We start from the raw sequence: 21,608 nt of genomic DNA, 5'->3' as shown, positions 1-21,608 counted from the left end.
CTTGAAAATATTCCTTATAAGGCTATTTTTGCATGATGGAAAAGGTGATTTTCTTCATGATCAAACCAACTTTTGCTAGCAGTTGAAGCGCCCGTCAGTGTTGTAAAACAAAAATCTGGGTGAAATACATCGAGTGTGAAATATAAACGGCAAAGTTCACCATCGATAATTCGCTGTTGTACCAGCGTGTTGTGATCAAGCTGTTGGAAATTTTCAAGATCAATCTTGCTTCCAACTTTGTTGGTGACGGTACTAAGATCAATGATCTGTTGATCAAAACTGATCGAAACTTCATAGTCTTGGATAGCTTCTAGACTGATCTGTTGCTTTGAAATAGCGTCTGTTAACGTCTCAGCAGATTTAAAAACCTGTTGTATATCGGGATGTCGAGACTTGGCAAAGGCAATAAAATGATCACAAAGGATCAAGCCGCCATCCGCAGGATAACTGGTATTTAACTCAGTATTTTCAATTTTAAATAAACGTAAGCCAAGATAAATGCCACGCGTCGCTTGTTGACGCCAATCCTCAACATAAGCATGGCTCGGTGAAAACTCGAGTATGGCATTGCCAATCGAATACAATTTGGCGGGTTCGGGCCATTGCACATGATTTTGATAATTACTGCTGAGACGCCATGAAAGCAATTGATTTTGAGCATCCCAAAGGGTATCGCCAACCCAACCTTGTCGTTCTAAAACGGGTGTTGATTGAGAGTCTTTTAAGCGTAAATCAATGGTAAATGTCTTGGATTGAAACCAATAGACGAGGGTGTTTTCATCGGTTAAACCATTGGCAAAGGTAATGCTCTTACGGCGAAAAGCACCCAATAAATATTGGGGCAATAAGCAGGTTGAATCATCTGTTGGTTTAAGTTGCATACAGAGGTCTAATAAGTTCATTTCGACTCCTCATTTTGGCTTAAACCAAATGAATAAAGCGGCCGGGCATTTTCAAGTTGAATTTCGCCCCGTGCCACTTTTTCTTTGAGATATTGAAAGGTTTGTGCGGTTTGATTAAAAAGATGTTCACCACCTTTTAAAGGCGCATATTGTGCAGGCTGATCTTTGATTAAAGGCTGAATTACATAGTCATAATCACAAGAGAAGAAAAACGGGAATGAATAGCGTTCTTCAGCCACTTTTTTAACACGATGTTTGGTTGCTAAATATCGACCATTGGATAAAATTTCCATCATATCGCCAATATTCATAACCAATGTATTTTCAAGCAAGGGAATATCGATCCATTGCCCCGTTTTATCAAGCACTTGTAATCCGGGCGCTGTGGGTAATAGCAAAGTAAAACATTCATAATCGGTATGCGCACCGATACCTTGTTTATCCTGAATTTCAGGATGGTAAGGATAATGAATTAGGCGAAGTTGGCTGGGAGCTTTGGAAATATGTGCATCAAAATAATGCTCATCTAGACCAAGTGCTAGTGCAAAACTTTGGAAAATTTCATGCCCAACGGCTTTAATATGCTGATAATAGGCAGAGACTTGTTGCTTAAATATCGGGTCATCAGGCCACTGTGTTGGGCCAATCAAGGGGCGACGATCTGCGTGGCTCTGGTGATCATAATTGACATCATAGGCTTCTTTGAGATCATAACTTGTTTCAACAAAGCGTTCTTCACCGATCGGCACATAACCACTATGATTTTCTGATAAGCCAATATAATTTTGCATCTTAATGGCAGTATCTTGGGCAAAGTATTGCTGGGCAGTGTGATAAAGCTTTTGAAATAATTCAGGGATAAATTGTTTTCCCGTTAAATATAAGAAACCAACATCTTTACATGCCTGATCTAAAGCGTGTGCGACCGTGAGTCGATCTTGAAGCTCAGGACTGGAGAGTAAAGAAATGTCCACCAGCGGTAAAACATATGTGTTTGACATGAATATCACCAAGGTTGGCCGTCCAACAAAGAATTCAGCGATTTGGGTCGTCCCAAATGCCCTAAAAATCTGTTTGCTTATTTATCTGTACTGACTTGGGTCATTCGCGGTATTTTGGGTAAATCTTGTAGTGATGGATCAAGCTCATCTTCCTGAGCATGGACCAACTGATCCACTCGCGCTCTTAAATGTTGAAAAGCGGGCGTTGTCATAAGATCTAATGAACGTGGGCGTGGTAAATCTACTTCAATAATTTCTTTAATTTCACCGGGATTGGCTTTTAACGCGACAATACGGTCTGCCAATAAGATGGCTTCATCCATATCATGCGTAACAAAAATAATGGTGATATCAATGTTTTGCCATAAATCCATTAAGTGCTTTTGCATCTTCTGGCGGGTATGCGGGTCAAGCGCACCAAAAGGTTCATCCATCAATAAGATTTTAGGTTCATTAACCAAAGCTCGTGCAATAGCAACGCGCTGTTTCATTCCACCTGAAAGTTGATGTGGATATTGGTTTTCGTATTTGTCTAAGCCAATAATATTGATCCATTCCCGTGCATGGGCTTCCGCAGTCATTTGGCTGGCACCTTTCATTCTTGGGCCGAACATGACGTTTTCTTTAACCGTTTTCCAAGGAAATAGGGTATAGCCCTGAAATACCATGCCACGTTCAGGGCTTGGGCCTGTAATAGCTTCGCCATCGACCAAGATCTCACCACTATGGTATGGATCTAAACCTGCAATCACTCGGCTTAAGGTTGATTTTCCGCAACCTGATGGACCGATCACACAAATAAATTCACGCTTATGGATTTTAAGATCCAATTGATTTAAAACGGTTCGTTCAGTTTTACCATGTTTAAATACTTGGCTGAGTTGTTTGGCCTCTAAGATGACAGGGCGTGCATAAATTTTTTGAAAATATTCAGCTGAATTAAAAGTTGAGTCATTCATTATTTTACCCCTGCTTTCCAGGCGAACATACGCTCGCCCAATTTCATTAATAACACATCACAAACCAGTCCAATCACCCCGATAATCAAGATCGCAGCATAGACATTGTCAAAGTTTTGATAGCGTGCTTGTTGGGTAATAAACCATGTAATACCCGAAGTCGTACCAATCAATTCAGAGACAATCAAATAGGTCCACGCCCAACCCAACAAGACACGTAAATCACGGTAAATATCTGGAAAAGCCGCAGGAATCACCACATTGAATAGGCTTTTAAGCTTATTGGTTCCAAGGGTATAGCCCGCTTCGATTAAGCCTTTATCGACCATACGGGTTGTATTGGCAATAATTAGGATTTGTTGAAATAGCGTTCCAATTACAATAATCGCAATCTTCGGTGCATCATTGATACCGAGAATGGCAACAGCAAGCGCACCGAATGCAGGTGCAGGTAAATAACGGAAAAACTCAACAAAAGGTTCTGTAAGTAGCGATATTTTTTGTGAGAAACCACAGAGGATCCCCAGCGGAATACCAAAAATTGAAGAGATTAAAAAAGCAGAAAAAACGATTTTAATACTGTGCCATAAGCTTTGATGAAACCATGGAGTATCTGGTTGTTCTGGTGGTGTGGTAAATGCAGTGACCAAGGCTTTAGCCACTTCATGTGGAGCAGGTAAGTAAATGGGATTAACTAAAATACCTTGTGGTGGTGCAGAATGGTGATCGACCGCATTTTGTGCCTCACTATAGAACACACTTTTTTCAACACGGCTGCCAACTTGAAAATACGAGACACTACCAGAATTTGTAATTTGCACTTGAGGGTGCCAAATAAAAGGTAAATAACTGACCGAACACCAGAGCAAAATAGGGATCAGAAAAGAACACAAGCTCAGTAATAGCTTGTTCTTTTGACCAATTTCCTTTGCGACATAACCCATATTTACCGCCCTCATTTTAGCTTGAGTATTACGATTATTGAAAAACGTAATATTTATTAAGCAAAATAAGTGCCATGAATAAACAGGAGAGATTGGATTGATCTGAGTATTTCAGCAGTTCGCGAATACGAGGTGATCAATGATCTTTATAAGTGACTGATAAAGCGCTCAGTAGAGACTCAATAAAAGGGCAAGATAATTAAGAAATGGATAAAGTAGGAATAACGAAAAAGAAATAATCAAACAAGAGATTATGGACGGAAAGCGGTTGATTCAAAAGTTCAGTGCTTAAGACAAACATCTAAATGCAATCGACAGCATGATCAATTGAAAATTAAATCGTCGTTGTATTGAGGGGAATACAACGACATTTTAATCACGAAATACATATCAAATCATAAACTTCAGTTGAATATTTAAGCAGATCCAATTTTATCAGGTTGGCATCCGCTTAAAGTGGAAGAGGTTCTAAACCTTTAACAATATCACTAAATTCAGAACCATTGAGCCAAAATGATTTCTTTAAAAATAATGTGGTCATGATACTTTCAGCGATATCGCTATTGGTATTTTCACAAAATAAACCATACTGGCTGCCTAACACATTATTGTCTTCAATCAAACGAATATAGTAAGCATGTTGTTCGTCTGCATAACCAAGAATTGCATCACGTTGAGTCGCCATTTTTATGTCTCCACATAGAAAATCAATCAATTAAGTGCTTAAGTGGGATCAGAGAACTTATTCAAAAATATCAATAAATTAACAAGATGTCTGTATTCTAAATTATTGATTTATGATAAGTATATTGATTATCTTTGTCGTCCTTGTTCAAATAGATGTATCAAAACTGATCGATAGAGTTATTGTTATTCAAAAAAAACTTGCCGTCAACTTGAATTTGTAACTTTTTCAAGCTATATTGATTTTACAGGCTTTTATGAAGCATATAGGATAAATAATGTCTAAGAAAGTAGAATTTGAACACGGAGGTGCGAGAGCCAATGCTGGGCGTAAGGCACAGTTTAGTGAGCCGACCAAAGTCATCCGTGTCCCAGAGTCACAAGTAGATTTTATCAAAAACTGGTTACTGAAAAATTTCAAAAACGGCCAGCTCAGTGATTTAAGCTCTAGCATAAATATCCAGACCATTCAGCCTAAGAATGATAAGATTTATCAGATTCCGCTTGCGACAGAACGAGTCGCTGCTGGCGTGCCATTTTCTGTTCAAGATAGCATAGAACAATCATTGGATATGAATGAATATTTAATTCGAAATGAGAGTTCTACCTTTATTGTTAAAGCAAATTCGCTTTCGATGTTGGATGTTGGCATAGATATTGAAGACCCCTTGATTGTAGATCGTAGCATTTCTGCGAAATCTGGCGATATTGTCATTGCCCGTATTGATAATGATTTTACTGTGAAGCGCTTGATGATTGATAAGCAGTTTGATCCACCGAAAGTTTGGTTAAAGGCTGAGAATCCGGAATTTAAAAATATTTATATTGAAGAAGGGCAAGAATTTGAAATCTGGGGCGTTGTAACTTATAACTTAAAGCGGATGCGTTGATTGAAACAATCAATTCGGATAAGACTGAATGTCTTTGCTATTTTAAAGCAACATTCATGTTGCTTTTTTTTTAAGATACATTTAAGAGATTTAATCCAATATCCAAATTTTAATGGGTAGGTCTATGTTTATGATATCGAATTATTTTGAATAAAAGATTCATTTTATCAAGCGTCTTTTTAGTTTTATGTCAAAAATATGCTGCTGTTATGTTTTTGTGTAATGGTCGGATAAAAATCCTATCGTTTACATTCGTCATCAAAAGCCTTAAAAAAACCAACCTAAACATAACAAGTATTCGGCATATTTTTTGCTGTTATTAAATCAACAAATTAATAGAATGGTAATACAATGAGCTATCGAATTTTTCCTTGTGTTACTCAGCAAGATGCTGAGATTGTCGTTTTATCTTCAGGTTTAGGTGGGCACGCCTCATTTTGGCAGCCACAAATTGAAACGTTAACTCAATATTTTCAAGTACTTGTTTATGATCAGGAAGGTTGTCATGCAGATTCTGATGCATTGCCAACATCATACTCAATCAAAAATATGGCCAAACAAATTCTAGATATTCTGCAACAACAACAGATCAAACGATGTCATTTTATTGGACATGCTTTGGGCGCGGTCATCGGGGCAGAATTGGCGGTCTTGGTTCAAAATACAGATATATCATTAACCAGTCTTACTTTTATTAATGCTTGGGATGCGCTTGATCCACATACACAAAAGTGTTTTCAGGCACGTATTACTTTGTTAGAAAATGTAGGTGCTGAAGCCTATATACGGGTACAAGCTTTATTTCTATATCCCCCTGCATATATTTCAAAACATATCCAAAAAATTCAGGAGATTGAAAATTCTGGATTTGATGATTTTCCACCCATCAACAATGTATTGGTACGTTTGAATGCATTGATGAGTTTTAAAATTTTACCCGAACATGTCGCAGCTTTGGCAAAAACTGATGTGTATTATATTGCCAACAAAGATGATTTTTTAGTGCCTTATCAAAAGAGTATAGATCTTAAAAAAGCATTGGGACATGGTGTATTAACACTGTTGGAAACAGGAGCACATGCATCCTCTGTAACAGAGAGTAAGACAGTCAATCAGGTTTTAATTCAAAATTTAGTAGAAGAGGTGCTATAAACCACAACCAAAATATGGATTTAGAACAATTGTACTTAGCAGTCATAACCCACAATGGCTGGTGAGATAAAGCAATCAGCGCTGAACAAGTTCAGTAGATTTATGTTGATCTAAAAATGGAGCTACTTCTGCCAATTGTTGTACTGTACGATTTATTTTTTGACGATATCTGAGGCCAAAGTAGGCTGAAAGCCAGCGCTTTCTTTAGAAAATGAAAGTTAGGAAAAACTATGATAGCTGCTAATAGGATTATTAATATTGGCTATGATGGTCATAAAAAATATATGTAAGATTGCTTCGATTAGCTGTTGAGGGTGCTTATAAAATATTATAAATATTGATTTTGTTATCGTTTTAATTTCGGTTTAAATTTTGATTTTTATTGGGTTGTTTGTTTTATTAAAATACGGGTTTATTAAACTCCAATTGTTATGCTATCTAACCGCATTTTTATGCGGTTTTTTATTTTTATTTAAATCTGATTATAGAATTTTTAATGATCTAAAATGATGCATTTATGCACTATTTTAGTTTATTTTTTTTGCTTAAGAAAATCATAAATTTTACCAAAAGGTAAAATAAAAAATAATTATTAAAATTTTAATAATAAAAACAATATATTAAATTTAGTGGCATGCAGTATGCATTATTGATAATTATAAGTTGAGTGAAGTTTTAAATTTTTAATCAGACTTTTTTAGAATATTTTTTGTCCAGTGAGGTTTAGCTATGAAAATTGGTGTGTTTTGTCCGATTGGAAATAATGGCTGGTTGCTTTCAGAAAATGCACCGCAATATAAGCCAACATTTGAGTTAAATAAACAGATTGTACAACGTGCGGAACATTATGGTTTTGACTTTGCATTGTCGATGATTAAATTGCGTGGTTTCGGTGGTAAAACTGAATTTTGGGATTATAACTTAGAAACTTTTACATTAATGGCGGGTTTAGCTGCAGTCACCAGCAAAATTAAAATTTTTGCGACAGCTGCGACTTTGGTGATGCCACCAGCCATCGTGGCACGTATGGCATCTACGATTGATTCAATTTCAAATGGACGTTTTGGGTTAAATGTTGTGACGGGTTGGCAACCACCAGAATATACTCAGATGGGGCTATGGCCAGGGAATGATTATTTCTCTAAACGTTATGATTATTTATCTGAATATGTGGAAATTTTACGTGAACTTTGGGCAACAGGAACATCTGATTTTAAAGGTGAGTTTTTCCAAATGGAGAATTGCCAAGTAAAGCCTAAGCCACAAGCTGATATGAAAATTATTTGTGCAGGCCAGTCTGATGCGGGCTTAGCGTTCTCTGCAAAATATGCAGATTATAATTTTGTCTTTGGCAAAGGGTTAAATACACCAACTGCCTACGCTGAAATTAATGACCGTTTAAAAGCACATACCGACCAAACAGGAAGAGATGTACAAACCTATGTGCTGTTTATGGTGATTGCCGCAGAGACAGATCAACATGCCATGGAGAAATGGGAGAACTACAACCAAGGCGCAGATTTAGAGGCGATTAATTGGTTAATGAACCAAGGCGGCAAAGATCAAACATCGGGTACAGATACCAATATTCGTCAAATGGCTTCAAGTGTTTCACCCGTCAATATCAACATGGGAACAATCGTTGGTTCTTATGAAAATGTAGCCAAGATGCTGGATGAAATTTCTACAATTCAAGGTACAGAAGGGATTCTTTTAACTTTTGATGATTTTATACAAGGAGTTGAGGATTTTGGACAACGTATTCAACCGTTGATGAGTTGCCGGAAAGAGGTTGTTGCAAGCTATCAAAAACCAGCTCAACCCGTTTTGGAGAAAAGCGCATGACTATGATGAATGACGCTAAAGCTGTAGAACATCTGGTCTGTACAGATTTTACCGCACATGCAGGAACAGGTAGAGTCTTAAAAGCAGAACCAGAATCAATTCAGCTTGCACCAGAACAAACGGCGCTTATCGTGATTGATATGCAAAATGCTTATACCTCAATCGGTGGTTATTTAGATTTGGCTGGTTTTGATGTTTCAGCCACTCAACCTGTGGTCGCCAATATTAAAAAAAGCATTGATGCAGCACATACCGCGGGCATCCAAGTGATCTATTTTCAAAACGGATGGGATGAGCAATATGTAGAAGCAGGTGGCCTAGGTTCTCCTAACTTTCATAAATCCAATGCCTTAAAAACCATGCGTAAAAATCCTGACTTACAAGGCAAGTTATTGGCAAAAGGGGGGTGGGATTTTGCATTAATTGATGAGTTAAGGCCTCAAGCTCAAGACATTGTGATCGAGAAACCACGTTATAGCGGTTTTTTTAATACAGCACTGGACAGCATTTTACGTGCTCGTGGGATCCGAAATTTAGTTTTCGTTGGGATCGCCACCAATGTTTGTGTGGAATCAACCCTCAGAGATGGTTTTTTCTTGGAATACTTTGGTGTGGCGCTTAAAGATGCATGTTATCAAGCGGGTCCTCCAGCAGCGCAAGAGGCAGCCTTATATAACATTCGAACTTTTTTTGGATGGGTGTCTGACACAGCGTCATTTATAAAGACATTTAATACTCAACAGGCACAGCCAAATTCTGTGACTTTCAGTCAATCGGCTTAATGGTTTTCAACAGGTTAAGTGTCTTGTGCCATCTCTAGTACTGAAGTCTATGGCGAAGATGCTTTCAGGAAAAATAAAGGAATTCAAAATGTCGAAACAAGTTGTGATCCCAGCAGGTACGGCTAAGCCCCTTGCACCTTATGTGCCAGCAACCAAAGCAGACAATATTGTTTATGTCTCAGGTACGTTGGCTTTTGATGAAAATAATGATGTGGTCTATGTCGGTGATGCCGCAGGGCAAACCCGGCATATTTTAGAAACCATTAAAAGCATCATCGAAACTGCAGGTGGGACAATGGATGATATTACCTTTAACTCAATATTCGTCAAAGATTGGGCGGATTATGCTGCAGTAAATGGGGTCTATGCTGAATATTTTCCCAATGATAAACCCGCTCGATATTGTGTACAGGTCGGACTGGTTAAACCTGAAGCCTTAGTAGAAATTGCATCTGTAGCACATGTGGGATAGAGCATGTCTAGATTTGCCTAAGCGTTTTAATCATTTTTTTCAAAAAGAATTTTAACCTCGATGAACATTTGCGCATTGAGGTGGGAGCGTCATGATGCAAATGATCAAACAGGAAAGTGCACTTACTGGTGAAATAATTGAGTTTAACACGCCGTGTGAAGCCAATGTCCATTTAGAAATCGATCAAGCTATCTTTAGACAAGGTATGTCTAACCTAGGTGCTGCGGTCAATGTGATCACCACCAAAGGCGATGCAGGGCAGGCAGGTTTTACCGCATCCGCAGTGTGTAGTGTAACGGATTCACCTCCAACCTTATTGGTATGTCTCAATCGGGCTGCTTCGGTATATCGCATTTTTTCTGAAAATAAAGTTTTATGTGTCAATACATTGGGTTCAAATCAAGCCGAATTATCAAATCTCTTTGGTGGCAAAACACCGATGCAACAGAGGTTTGCGCAAGCTGAATGGAGTGAGCTGGTGACGGGTTCTCCCGTATTAGATAACGCCCTAATTTCATTTGACTGTGAAGTGGTATCCAGTCAAGTGGTCGGCAGCCACGATGTATTGTTTTGTCAGGTCAAAGCAATTCGTCACAACCCAAGTTTAAATGCACTTCTATATTTCAAACGCAGTTACTGTGAACCTCAAAATGTATGTTGATCTCTCAATATGGGGACTTAGAAAATGGCGACAAAAGAACCATGGTTTACATCATTTAAACCATACACAGGAAATTTAGATCAAACCCCTGTGCAAATTGATGAATATTTACCTGTCGGAAAAAGTATCGTTTTGGGCTTACAACATGCTTTTGCAATGTTTGGTGCAACAGTTCTCGCGCCTTTGCTGATGGGCTTTGATCCCAATTTAACTATATTTATCACGGGTATCGGCACGATTTTATTCTTCTTGATAACGGGTGGAAGAATGCCGAGTTATCTCGGATCGAGTTTTGCATTTATCGGTGCTGTTGCAGCTGCAACGGGCTATGCAGGTGTGGGGTCAAATCCGAATATTGCCTTGGCTTTGGGGGGGACCATCGCTTGTGGTTTGCTGTATGCAGCGATTGGTTTAATTGTCATGAAGACTGGAACGGGTTGGATTGAAAAGTTGATGCCACCGATTGTTACAGGGGCAATTGTGATGATCATTGGACTAAATTTGGCACCTGTCACCATTAAAAGTGTTTCAGCAAATTCATTTGATACTTGGATGGCAATTCTAACCATTCTGTGTATCAGTGCGATTGCTGTATTCACCCGAGGCATGATGCGTCGCTTATTATTGTTGTTGGGTTTGGTCTGTGCATATGTCTTATATTTTATCCTTGCCAATGTAATGGGCTTTGGCAAAGCTATCGATTTTGCAGTCATCAGCAATGCTGCATGGTTAGGCCTACCACATTTTGTTGCACCGACGTTTAATGCCAATGCCATGCTGTTAATTGCGCCTGTGGCAATAATTCTGGTCGCTGAAAATTTAGGTCACTTTAAAGCAGTATCTGCGATGACAGGTCGTGATTTATCACCTTATATGGGACGTGCTTTTTTTGCCGATGGTGTATGTACCAGTTTGTCAGCTTCTGTTGGTGGGACAGGCATGACCACCTATGCTGAAAATATTGGGGTTATGGCTGTCACTAAAATTTATTCAACCACTGTCTTTGTGATTGCTGGGATCTTTGCCATTTTGTTGGGCTTATCACCTAAATTTGGAGCTGTGATCAGTACTATTCCTGTTGCGCTTTTAGGTGGTGCTTCGATTGTGGTGTTTGGTTTAATCACAGTGGCTGGTGCAAAGATTTGGATTGATAACAAAATTGATTTCACTAAAAACAGTAGCTTAATTATTGCTGCGGTCAGCTTGATCATGGGGGCCGGTAATTTTAGTGTACATATTGGATCATTTGATCTGGGTGGAATTGGTACAGCAACTTTGGCTGCAATTTTATTGAATCTATTTTTAAATCGTGGAGAAAAACAGCCCGATGAGATCAAGCTAGAATCAAGTGATGCTGCAAAGTCCTTATCGCAGTCTTCTTAAGGCAAAGGGATAAGATTGTGACTTCAAATGATTAAACAGCAGATTTTATCGTGAAAAGGGTGGCATTTATTGGTTGTGGGGAATGGGATTGCGTATGACATCTCATTGAGCAAAATTTTGTACACGAGTGAAATATGGAATCGTGATTTTGCAAAGGTCAATCACATGCACAAAAAATTGGGACGCTAGCAGTGAGTTTGTAACAAGCGCTACAAGCAGAGGTGATTTTTCCTTGTTTGGCTATAAGTACGAAAACAGCATATAGGGGATGAATTCAAGCTTTAATATTGCAATTTTAAAGCGATTGTTGGGGAAATTCTTATCCATATTCATGGGTGAAATTTATACAGATATTACGGGTTTTTATGGTGATGCCCTATGCGACAAATTTTGTCGCATAGGGCATTTTTCTATCTAGCATTTAATTCTCCAATAAATATAATAGAATCTGTAAGCACGATGAGATTTAAAATATGAAAGACTGGATTAAGATACGCGAAATTTTAAAAAACATTCAAAATCGACAAAATAAAAATCAGGCTATTTACTTAGTCGGTATGGTCGACTTAAACGAACTGGATATTTCATGGTTGATTGATGAAGACTACATTGAAATTGATGATGCTATTTCTTACTTGGATAATAGAGATATTGTTTTTATTAAGGATTTAACTTTTAAGGGTAAGAAATTACTCTATCAGCTCAGTATTTAAATCTATTTTTTATAACAACGAATGAGGGTGTTTTATAACAATAATGAAGAATTAAAATAAATAATAATTTAATTTTTTATTTTAATGAAAACAAATAAAAGATAAAGCTTTATTATAATAATTTTATAAATATAAATAATAATAAAAAATATGATAATTAATAATTTTAATCCAAATCAATATTCAATTATTGGTTTGGATTTTTTATATTCTGTATCCCCAAAATTGATGCTTTAGTTGCCATTCACGAATTAAAACTTGTTAATTTGTTGAACACTCGCTAAAAGTGATGATGTTTATACATTGGCAATAAAAAGGATTTTAGGATGAAACGTCCAAAGCATATTGATAAGGCTGAATGGGAAGCACGTTGTCAGTTGGCAGCCCTTTATCGTTTGATTGCTCACTATAGAATGACCGATTTGATTGATACCCATATCAGTTTACGTGTCCCGCATGAGCCTGATCATTTTCTGATTAACCGCTATGGGGTGACATTTGATCAGATGAAAGCATCAGATTTGGTGAAGATTGATCATGAAGGGAATATTGTGGCCGATTATGATCAAGGGAAAATGGTCAATGTCGCAGGCTTCGTTATTCATTCTGCCTTGCACCATGCCAAAGATGATATTCACTGTGTTATTCATACCCATACGGCAGATGGGATTGCGGTGTCTGCACAAGAAAAAGGTTTATTGCCTTTGTCGCAACATGCACTGAAATTTTATAATAATATTGCTTATCATGAATATGAGGGCATCGCTTTTTCCACCACAGAGCGAGAGCGTTTGGTTGAGGATTTAGGCAATTATCGTTGCATGATTTTACGTAATCATGGTTTGCTCGCCACTGGCAATAGTATTGCAAGAGCATTTCATGAAATTTATTTTTTAGAGCGGGCTTGTCAAGTTCAGATCAAAGCCATGAGCAGCTCAAAACTGCATTATCCGAGTAAGCAAATATGTGAATATACGGTCAAGCAATTTGAAAGTGATGCCGCTGAACCGATTATTCAGGCCGCTTGGAATGCTGCTTTATCATTGATTAAAGCTCAGAAAAAAGATTATTGCGCTTAAACACTGCTGCTAACTTATTCAATAAGCTCGACATAAAAAACCTCCATATATTACATACGGAGGTTTTTTTATTGCATACGGATTAGCTGTTTAAATCAAACCAAATAAATTGGCTATCTTCATGTGAAGTAAGTGTTGAATCTTCGTCAAATAAATAAGCATCACCTGCTTTAACGACTTGACCCGCAATATCAATCTCACCTTCGATCACATGTACATAGTTAAATTTTTGGGTTGCTTTCACTTCAAGTGTGTGACCTTTTTCCAAATATGCCGCTTTAATTTCAGCATCTTGACGAATATGCATCGGCGCATTGTCATTTGGACCCACAATCAATTGCCATTCATTAGGTGATTTTTTAGGATCACGTTCAATTTGTTGATAATTCGGTTCAGCATCTTGAACATTTGGAATCACCCAAATTTGTAGCATATGAACGGCTTCATCACCTTGGTTGATTTCACTGTGTTGTACACCTGTACCCGCACTCATCAATTGCCATTCACCCGCATGGATATGACGTTCATTTCCCATACTATCTTTGTGTGAAATGGTACCTTTGAGTACACAGGTCAAAATTTCCATATTGTCATGTGGGTGAGTACCGAAACCTTTATGTGCTGCAATGGTATCGTCATTGATTACACGTAAAGAACCAACACCCATATATTTAGGATCGTACCAGCTACCAAAAGAGAAACTATGTTTGGTGTCTAACCAACCCATTTTTACGTGACCACGGTTTTCGCTGTGATGTAAAAAAGTATTCATCTCAAGTCTCCAATTCTTTATTTTTTAACATGAGTAAATATTAATATTTAACTAATTGGGATGAAATAGCAAAATAGCAACATATTGTTTTGTTTTTGGAACGATAAGGTTTTTAAGCTTTTGCAATAAAAAACCAGTGTATGCACACTGGTTTTCATTTCATCAAGTATAAGATTATTCTAAGAATTTAACCGTTACACCCGATTTAACTTTTTTACCTAAGTCATTGGCATCCCAGTTGGTCAAACGAATACAACCATGTGATGCTGTTTTCGAAATTGCAGATGGGTTTGGCGTACCATGAATACCAAATGATTTCTTACTCAAGCCAATCCAGATGTTGCCTACAGGGGCATTTGGACCAGGTGGTAATGATAATGGTTTTAAGTTTTTGCCTTGTACAAAGTTACTTGGCGAGTAACTATACCAAGGGTTGCGAGCAACACCGGTAACTTTATACGTTCCTGTTGGCGATGGCGTATCAGAACTACCAATTGTGGCAGGGAATGAGCCAACCATTTGGTTTTGCGCATTAAATAAATACAATTGTTTTGCACCTTTATGCGCCACAATTAAATGGATATTTTCAGGCAATTCGTTACGGATATTGGTGACAACGATTTTTTCACCAACTTTGTTAAATGTTGCTTTAGGATTAAGTTTCTTTAAGAACTCTTCATCCATATGGAATTTTTCACCCAACATTTCGGTGACGCGGGTGTAGTACAAACCTGGCATTTTTGCTTGTAAAGCATAATCACGCGGAATAGATTTTGCATAAGGACCTTTTAGATCTTCAGCCGTTATCGTGTATTCCACAAAAGCAGGTTTATTGCCTTGTTGAGACACTAATGCATCCCAAGTTTCTTTGGTCAGCTCACCCGTCGGTTTAATGCCATTCATTTGTTGGAATGAAGCAATGGCTTTCAGCGTATTCATACCGCTTGAACCATCAATTGCACCAGGTGAAGCATGTGCATTATTTAACATGACATGGGCACGAGCATAGACAGGGAATTGACCCTTGCCAATATTTTCATACCATTCTGCATTGTTGATCCCATCTAAAGTCCATGATGCTTTCGGTGCATTGGGATTGCTTGCCGTTTTTGCAGTCGTGGTCTGTGGAGACGATGGGGCAATAGCGGTACCTGAGTTTTTATCCTCAGTTTTTTCTAAATTTTGTAACGTGTTTGCAGCTTTGTCTAAGTCTTGTTGCTCTTGCTGGCTTATCTGTGTTTCTACACTTGAAGCAGAACTGTCAATAGCAAGTGGATCAATAGGATCTTCAACGGGAGCAGCAACTTTTTTAGGCGTTAGAGGTTGCTCAGCTGTAGATGCAGCAAAAGCTGTACCTGTTAATAAACAGCTTAAACTCAAAGCAAGAATTGAGCGAACGAACATGTAGATCAACCTTAAGAATTATTCATAATTTATGACTAAAAATCTGTGTAAGTATTGCAGAAAATATAAGGTGTTGCAGTATTTGTTTTGTGTTAATCATTTTTTTCTATAGACATTTTCTCTGTCAGCTGGTTTTGTTTTATTTTCGTATACCAAACGAAATTTAAATGAAAGTCACCAAACAAAAACTTTATTGAGAAAAATTTTCTAGAAATGGTTATGTAGCAGGCCTTTTTGCTATGATGGGGCGAATTTAATTTTTGATTGGGAAAGTAAATGACGACCTTAAAAAATGATCGTTTTCTACGTGCCTTATTGCGTGAGCCTGTAGATACGACTCCGGTTTGGATGATGCGTCAGGCTGGGCGTTATTTACCAGAATATCGTGAAACACGTGCGAAAGCAGGTGATTTTCTTTCTCTTTGTAAAAATACAGAATTTGCTTGTGAAGTGACTTTACAGCCTTTGCGCCGTTATGAGCTTGATGCCGCAATTCTATTTTCAGACATTTTGACTGTTCCCGATGCTTTAGGTTTAGGGCTTTATTTTGAAACAGGTGAAGGCCCTAAATTCCATAAAACAGTTCGTACTGAACAGGATGTGGCAAATTTACCCAAATTCAATGCCAAATCTGATCTGGCTTATGTGATGAATGCGGTTTCAACCATTCGTTCAGCTTTGGGTGGTCAAGTGCCTTTAATTGGTTTTTCGGGTAGTCCGTGGACCTTGGCAACCTACATGGTGGAAGGTGGTTCAAGCAAAGACTTCCGTTTTACCAAACAGATGATGTATGCACAACCTGAAGTTTTACATGCTTTATTAGATCGTTTAGCCGATGCTGTAATTGACTATTTAAATGCTCAAATTGAGGCTGGTGCTCAAGCTGTACAAATTTTTGATAGCTGGGGTGGCGCATTAGCGCATCGTGAATATCTAGAATTTTCACTCAAATATATGCAGAAAATTGTTGCAGGATTAAAACGAGAGCATGAAGGGCGCAAAGTACCTGTGATCTTATTTACCAAAGGCGGTGGTCAATGGTTAGAGCCAATGATTGCAACAGGTGCAGATGCATTTGGCTTAGATTGGACAACCCCGTTAAACGTGGCGCGCCAAACCGTCAATGGGCGTGCAGCGCTACAAGGAAATTTAGATCCAGCAACCTTGTATGGTTCAGCTGATTCTATTGAAAAAGCAACCAAAGCCATGTTGGATGATGCTTATGCCAATGGTGAGAAAACCGGTTATATTGCCAACTTAGGTCATGGTATTACTCAATGGGTTGACCCTGAAAAACCAAAAGCATTTATTGACACTGTACACCAATACAGTGCCAAATATTTAGGTTAACTTATTGTTGTAAATGCATTTATGATCTATTTTAAAGCATTATATGAATTTCTATTTAAGGCAGCATCGGCTGCCTTATTTGGTATTTTATTGTTGATTGCATTTGTCATTACGGCACGTATGGGCAGTCATGAATTTTATGGTTTGTTTCGTTATGACTGTTTATTGTTTTATGCGTTGATCATTCAAGCCTGCTTATTGTATTTAAAACTAGAATCCTGGGCAGAAGCGAAAGTCATTGCTTTATTTCATATCATGGCCATGGGGATGGAAATATTTTTAACACACCCGCAAATTGCTTCTTGGCAATATCCGCAACCTGCCGTTTTTAAACTTTTGACCGTGCCTTTATTTGCAGGATTTATGTATTCGGCAGTTGGTAGTTTTTTTGCACGTTCACTACGTTTGTATCAGGTTTCTTTTTTAAATTTGCCTAGTTTTGCCAATATGTTGAGTCTGGCAGTATTGTCATATATCAATTTTATGAGCAAATTCTTTATTCCAGATTTTCGCAATGTATTGTTCATTTGGAGTGTAGTAATTTTTTGGAAAACAAAAATTCGCTTTAAATTACAACAGCATGAATTTCAGCTTCCGATGTTACCAGTATTGGTTGTTTTGGCATTTATAATTTGGGTTGCTGAAAATATTAGCACTTTTAATAAAATTTGGTTGTATCCAAGTCAAGTGGATGCATGGCATATGGTGGGGTGGGGCAAGCTAGGTTCGTGGTATTTACTGTTACTTTTGAGTCTGGTTTTGGTGCTTAAAATTCTTGGAAATCGTAATAAAAATGGTGATTGGTCATTAAAAAAGTACAATAAATAATTTCGTAATTGTCACATTTAGATTTGCATATCTGAATTTATGTGATAAATCTAAATAGGTGTAATCAAACTTACACACAATGGAAAATAACAATTTACATATGTTGAATTAAAACAATGCATATGAAAATTCTGGAGAATTATATGTTAAAAAAAATCGCTTTGGCTGCTGTATTGGCTGCGGGTTCAAGTGTTGCTATGGCTGATCCAGATGTGGGTTGTGGTTTAGGCTCGCAAGTTTGGGCTGGTCAATCTGGAAAAATACCTAAGATTTTAGCGGCAACCACCAATGGTCTTTTAACTAACCAATTATTAGGTATTACGTTTGGTACTTTAGGTTGTAATGGCAATGGTAAAGTGACTGCGCAAGTTGTGACCTTTACCAATGAAAACTCAGAAGCACTTGCTCGTGATATGGCTGTAGGACAAGGTGAAAGCCTAAATGTACTTGCTTCATTGTTAAATGTTAAAGATGCAGATAAAGCACGTTTCAATGCTGTGGCGAAGTCAAACTTTGCAAGTATTTATTCAGCAGAAAATCAAAATTCACTACAAGTATTAGCGTCACTACAACAAGTGATGGCAAAAGACGAAGTGTTAAAAGCTTACGTTTAATTGCGTCAAAAACCCTGCCTTGTTGCAGGGTTTTTTTCTTTAAATTTTATCAAATACATATTATTAAAAAATGAATCAAGCATGAGTGAACATTGGGCGAACTCTTGTATTGAACCAACATTTCTTAATTGCGCAGTTTTATAATATATCTATATAAATTGATGATTGAATGAAATATTTAGTACTTAGTTTAAGCTTACTCAGTTCATTGTTTACCGTTCATTCGCATGCGGAATCACTTTTAGAGAATCAGCAGGCATTAGAAAATGCGTTAAAACTGGCACAACAAAAACAATTAGCCAGTCATATCACATGGAAACGCTTACTTTATGCAGAAGATGCTTCTGCTAAAGATTTAAATCACAATAACACAAGTCACAAAAACACAAATCAAAGCGAAGTCAGTTATTCTGGCTATTTCTTTGCTCAAGATGGTCGACAGAACATCCAAAATGAAATGAATGCAGATATCACTGCACTATTTCAAGTCGCTGCTGCCAATCAATCCATTCGTTGTAAATTTCCTGCACGTAGTCAATGGCTGATGCAACAACTAAATATTTCACAACAACAATTACCCGTTGTGTCCTGTCCTGAGTTTGATCAATGGTATGCACAAATCAAACCCTACCAAGTGACCTTAATTTATGCGACTGATTTTATGGGCAATCCAAGCTCAATGTTTGGACATACCTTGCTTCGTCTCGATCCTAAAGATCAAAAGCAGCTCAACTTAGTCTCTTATGCTGTGAATTATGCAGCCACAGTAAACAGCGATGACAATTGGTCTTATGCATGGAAAGGGTTAGTTGGGAAATATCCTGGTGAATATTCTTTAATGCCTTATTATCGCAAGGTGAAAGAATATGGTGATTTTGAAAGCCGTGATCTTTGGGAATATGAACTGAATTTAAATCCTGAAGAGACCGCTTTTTTGGTAAAACATATTTGGGAAATGCAAAAAGTCAGTTTTCCTTATTATTTTGTCAATGATAATTGTGCCTATCGTTTATTGGGTTTGATTGATTTAGTCCGTCCAAGCTCGAATTTACGCAAGCAATTTACATATGCAGCGATCCCGATTGAAACTATTAAAGCCGTAGAGCAACAGGGATTAGTACGAGAAGCGGTATATCGTCCAGCGTTAGAAACACAATTAAATTCGCAGGCCAAACAACATGGTCATGCATTGGCAAAAAAAGCCCATGCAATTGCGGTATTAGAACCACAACAGATGCAAGCGGCTATCGCTGATTATGATGATCAAGATCGTGCAAAAATATTAGAAATGGCCTATGACGATTTATATTTACAATTCGTTGCTCGTCAGGTCGATGCAAGCTTTACTCAACCGCGTTTTAGACAACTGCTAGGCTTACGTAGTCAAATCCCTATAGAGAAACAACGTTTAGCGCCTGTGCGTCCCAAAGTTGATCCAGTCAATGGACATGATTCACGTAAGTGGTCCGTGGAAGCAGGTGAGGTTCAGGGTGAAAAATTTGTACAAATTGGTCATCGTCAGGCTTATCACGAACTAAAAGATCCGCAGGGCGGCTTCCGTACAGGCACGCAATTGTTGTTTCTGGACGGTGCCGCGCAATGGAGAGATGATCGACTTAAACTGGAACATCTCGATGTATTAACGGTAAACTCTTATAACCCCATCACCCCGTTTAAAATGCCAATAACTTGGGGTTTTACTTTGGGCTGGCAGCAAGAAGCCATTCAAAATGGACAATTCAGTGACCAGCAACAACATGGTGTGGTCAGTGCAAAAGCCCAATCTGGTTATACCCTTGCAGATGATGATCGTAAGCATCTTTGTTATGCGGAATTGCAAACACAGCTTCAAGCAGGTACATCATTGGATAAAGGCTGGCGCGTTGGACTAGGACCAACATTGGGCTGTCAAAATGTATGGTCTGATCGTTTAAACAGTATTGTTCAAGTCGAATTACCCTATTGGCAAGATTCAAGTGAGTGGAATTTGCGTATCCAGAGCACACTGCAATATTCGCTCAATCGTCAAAATTCATTAAACGTCAATTGGGAGTACCAACAACAAAACCAACTTGATTGGCAAAAAATTGGTTTAGGCTTTGTACATTATTTTTAAAGGTAGATCTGACAAATCGGATTTTAGAATGTTATTTCGAGAGTAGGGCTTTGAGAATGAGCCTTTGAGATAAGTATTAATCGATCGCAAGCCAAGGATGTTTATACAAGTAGATTATTGATCCTCATACTTAGAATCTGCTGCCAATTGTTTAGAAAAGGGCTTTTGGTTTTTATAAAGAAATGACCTTGGTACAGTTGCTTGACTGTATCAAGATAACCCGCATCGACAGCATCTTCCAACTCTTTAAAATCCGCGTGAATTTCTGCCTGTATCTGATAGGTTCTTGCACAGATTAATTCACCCACCTTATTTTTTAAATAAGAAATCTCAGATTTAAGCGTATTTAAACTGATCTGTTCATCACCATAAAGATAAATATGTAGCTGTTCTAGAGTTAAGCCCAAAGGATTTAGAATCAAAATACAGATGATTTCAAACTGCCGTGGCGTTAAAAGGATCGACTGATCATTGATCATTATTTTCTGTGGTACTGAAAATGCATGGATAGTTAAACAATTAAAGGGCTGAGTATATAATTTTTGTGCAATGATCTCGGCGCATTGCGTAACGGCCAATTGTCCAAAAATATTTGCTTGATTTAAGCTGTGAAATAAAACCACTTCACCACATGTTTCCCCTGATGTTAAATCAAGAATAGGCGCACTATAAATATAGTGATCTGGCTTTGTTTCTAAATCTTGATCTTGCTGGAATTCTGCGAATGGATCTGTATTGGCTGAACACCACAGTAGATTTTTTTGCAGATCTCTGATTTGTATAACAACAGCAGCGAGCAACGCCGTGTTGAGTAAATCCTGCTGACATTGAATCAGTGCTAATTGTAAAGCTTGCTGGGAGCGTGAGTTTGCTTGAGTAGAGGTTAAATTTTCATTTTTGATTGTTGGCTTTTTAGCATGTGGTTTTGAGTCCATCGCATAATCCATTTATGCATATATACTAAATAATATCTTAAATTAAACAAACAAATAACAAAGTAAATAAAATATATAAATTTCATTATTTTTCTTTTAATTATTCAATTTTCAATAACTTT

At 37.8% G+C, this 21,608-nt stretch carries 21 protein-coding genes; 13 read left to right on the top strand and 8 right to left on the bottom strand.

Annotation, left to right across the window (positions count from 1 at the left end; translation table 11 throughout):
- Window positions 1–14 precede the first annotated feature (14 nt).
- The 5 genes from AC07WY_RS06130 to AC07WY_RS06110 all read right to left on the bottom strand — a co-directional run bounded on the left by AC07WY_RS06130 (window position 15) and on the right by AC07WY_RS06110 (window position 4,491).
- A complete protein-coding gene (locus AC07WY_RS06130; protein ID WP_494735964.1) occupies window positions 15–902 on the bottom strand; it encodes a hypothetical protein in 888 nt (295 codons plus the stop codon).
- Window positions 899–1,903, bottom strand: coding sequence for an isopenicillin N synthase family dioxygenase (locus AC07WY_RS06125; protein ID WP_494735963.1), 1,005 nt, complete (start codon window positions 1,901–1,903; stop codon window positions 899–901). The genes AC07WY_RS06130 and AC07WY_RS06125 overlap by 4 nt, the downstream gene beginning before the upstream one ends.
- 77 nt (window positions 1,904–1,980) lie before the next feature.
- On the bottom strand, window positions 1,981–2,862 hold the full coding sequence (locus tag AC07WY_RS06120; RefSeq protein WP_262086271.1) for an ABC transporter ATP-binding protein: 882 nt from the start codon (window positions 2,860–2,862) through the stop codon (window positions 1,981–1,983).
- Window positions 2,862–3,806 (bottom strand): ABC transporter permease, encoded by a 945-nt coding sequence (locus AC07WY_RS06115; RefSeq protein ID WP_494735962.1) that lies wholly within the window; start codon window positions 3,804–3,806, stop codon window positions 2,862–2,864. Before AC07WY_RS06115 ends, AC07WY_RS06120 begins: the two co-directional genes overlap by 1 nt.
- A 451-nt stretch (window positions 3,807–4,257) precedes the next feature.
- A complete protein-coding gene (locus tag AC07WY_RS06110) occupies window positions 4,258–4,491 on the bottom strand; it encodes a hypothetical protein (RefSeq protein WP_004724652.1) in 234 nt (77 codons plus the stop codon).
- 277 nt (window positions 4,492–4,768) lie between these two features.
- Between AC07WY_RS06110 and AC07WY_RS06105 the strand changes: the two genes are divergently transcribed.
- The 9 genes from AC07WY_RS06105 (at window position 4,769) to AC07WY_RS06065 (ending at window position 13,467) form a co-directional block, all read left to right on the top strand.
- Window positions 4,769–5,380, top strand: coding sequence for a LexA family protein (locus AC07WY_RS06105; protein ID WP_262086269.1), 612 nt, complete (start codon window positions 4,769–4,771; stop codon window positions 5,378–5,380).
- Window positions 5,381–5,731: 351 nt separating this feature from the next.
- The gene (gene rutD / locus AC07WY_RS06100; protein WP_262086268.1) at window positions 5,732–6,532 is read left to right on the top strand and encodes a pyrimidine utilization protein D; all 801 of its coding nucleotides are present in this window, start codon (window positions 5,732–5,734) and stop codon (window positions 6,530–6,532) included.
- A 729-nt stretch (window positions 6,533–7,261) separates the two neighbouring features.
- Window positions 7,262–8,377, top strand: a complete 1,116-nt coding sequence (rutA, locus tag AC07WY_RS06095; RefSeq protein ID WP_419336674.1) for a pyrimidine utilization protein A — start codon at window positions 7,262–7,264, stop codon at window positions 8,375–8,377.
- A gap of 5 nt (window positions 8,378–8,382) precedes the next feature.
- Window positions 8,383–9,159 carry a pyrimidine utilization protein B gene (rutB, locus tag AC07WY_RS06090; protein WP_262087489.1) on the top strand — a complete coding sequence of 259 codons (777 nt, stop codon included), beginning with the start codon at window positions 8,383–8,385 and terminating at the stop codon, window positions 9,157–9,159.
- A gap of 88 nt (window positions 9,160–9,247) precedes the next feature.
- A complete protein-coding gene (gene rutC / locus AC07WY_RS06085; protein WP_262086266.1) occupies window positions 9,248–9,631 on the top strand; it encodes a pyrimidine utilization protein C in 384 nt (127 codons plus the stop codon).
- A gap of 91 nt (window positions 9,632–9,722) precedes the next feature.
- Complete coding sequence (gene rutF / locus AC07WY_RS06080; protein WP_410004161.1) at window positions 9,723–10,292, top strand: NADH-dependent FMN reductase RutF; 570 nt, start codon at window positions 9,723–9,725, stop codon at window positions 10,290–10,292.
- A 24-nt stretch (window positions 10,293–10,316) separates the two neighbouring features.
- The gene (rutG, locus tag AC07WY_RS06075) at window positions 10,317–11,675 is read left to right on the top strand and encodes a pyrimidine utilization transport protein G (protein WP_262086265.1); all 1,359 of its coding nucleotides are present in this window, start codon (window positions 10,317–10,319) and stop codon (window positions 11,673–11,675) included.
- A 473-nt stretch (window positions 11,676–12,148) separates the two neighbouring features.
- Window positions 12,149–12,388 carry a hypothetical protein gene (locus AC07WY_RS06070; protein ID WP_004724636.1) on the top strand — a complete coding sequence of 80 codons (240 nt, stop codon included), beginning with the start codon at window positions 12,149–12,151 and terminating at the stop codon, window positions 12,386–12,388.
- 326 nt (window positions 12,389–12,714) lie between these two features.
- Window positions 12,715–13,467 carry a class II aldolase/adducin family protein gene (locus AC07WY_RS06065; RefSeq protein WP_034611789.1) on the top strand — a complete coding sequence of 251 codons (753 nt, stop codon included), beginning with the start codon at window positions 12,715–12,717 and terminating at the stop codon, window positions 13,465–13,467.
- Window positions 13,468–13,549: 82 nt separating this feature from the next.
- Here AC07WY_RS06065 and AC07WY_RS06060 read toward each other — a convergent pair whose 3' ends face one another.
- Together AC07WY_RS06060 and AC07WY_RS06055 are read right to left on the bottom strand one after the other, a co-directional pair.
- A complete protein-coding gene (locus AC07WY_RS06060) occupies window positions 13,550–14,239 on the bottom strand; it encodes a pirin family protein (RefSeq protein WP_494735961.1) in 690 nt (229 codons plus the stop codon).
- Between the two features lie 174 nt (window positions 14,240–14,413).
- Window positions 14,414–15,643, bottom strand: a complete 1,230-nt coding sequence (locus AC07WY_RS06055; RefSeq protein ID WP_494735960.1) for a L,D-transpeptidase family protein — start codon at window positions 15,641–15,643, stop codon at window positions 14,414–14,416.
- 276 nt (window positions 15,644–15,919) lie between these two features.
- Here AC07WY_RS06055 and hemE point away from each other — a divergent pair, with 276 nt between their 5' ends.
- From hemE to AC07WY_RS06035, 4 genes are all read left to right on the top strand, one after another.
- Entirely contained in the window at window positions 15,920–16,993 is a 1,074-nt protein-coding gene (gene hemE, locus AC07WY_RS06050; protein WP_494735959.1) for a uroporphyrinogen decarboxylase, read from the top strand.
- Window positions 16,994–17,014: 21 nt separating this feature from the next.
- The gene (locus AC07WY_RS06045) at window positions 17,015–17,821 is read left to right on the top strand and encodes a DUF817 domain-containing protein (RefSeq protein ID WP_262086263.1); all 807 of its coding nucleotides are present in this window, start codon (window positions 17,015–17,017) and stop codon (window positions 17,819–17,821) included.
- 143 nt (window positions 17,822–17,964) lie between these two features.
- Window positions 17,965–18,435, top strand: a complete 471-nt coding sequence (locus AC07WY_RS06040) for a DUF3015 family protein (RefSeq protein ID WP_004724626.1) — start codon at window positions 17,965–17,967, stop codon at window positions 18,433–18,435.
- Between the two features lie 169 nt (window positions 18,436–18,604).
- Window positions 18,605–20,551: an Lnb N-terminal periplasmic domain-containing protein gene (locus AC07WY_RS06035; RefSeq protein ID WP_262086262.1), complete on the top strand. Its 1,947-nt coding sequence runs from the start codon at window positions 18,605–18,607 to the stop codon at window positions 20,549–20,551.
- Between the two features lie 101 nt (window positions 20,552–20,652).
- Here AC07WY_RS06035 and AC07WY_RS06030 read toward each other — a convergent pair whose 3' ends face one another.
- Complete coding sequence (locus AC07WY_RS06030; protein WP_494735958.1) at window positions 20,653–21,486, bottom strand: helix-turn-helix domain-containing protein; 834 nt, start codon at window positions 21,484–21,486, stop codon at window positions 20,653–20,655.
- Between the last annotated feature and the right edge of the window lie 122 nt (window positions 21,487–21,608).

This window comes from Acinetobacter sp. GW821-FHT01C12 (assembly GCF_059422625.1).
This window is presented reverse-complemented; position numbering and strand designations above follow the sequence as displayed.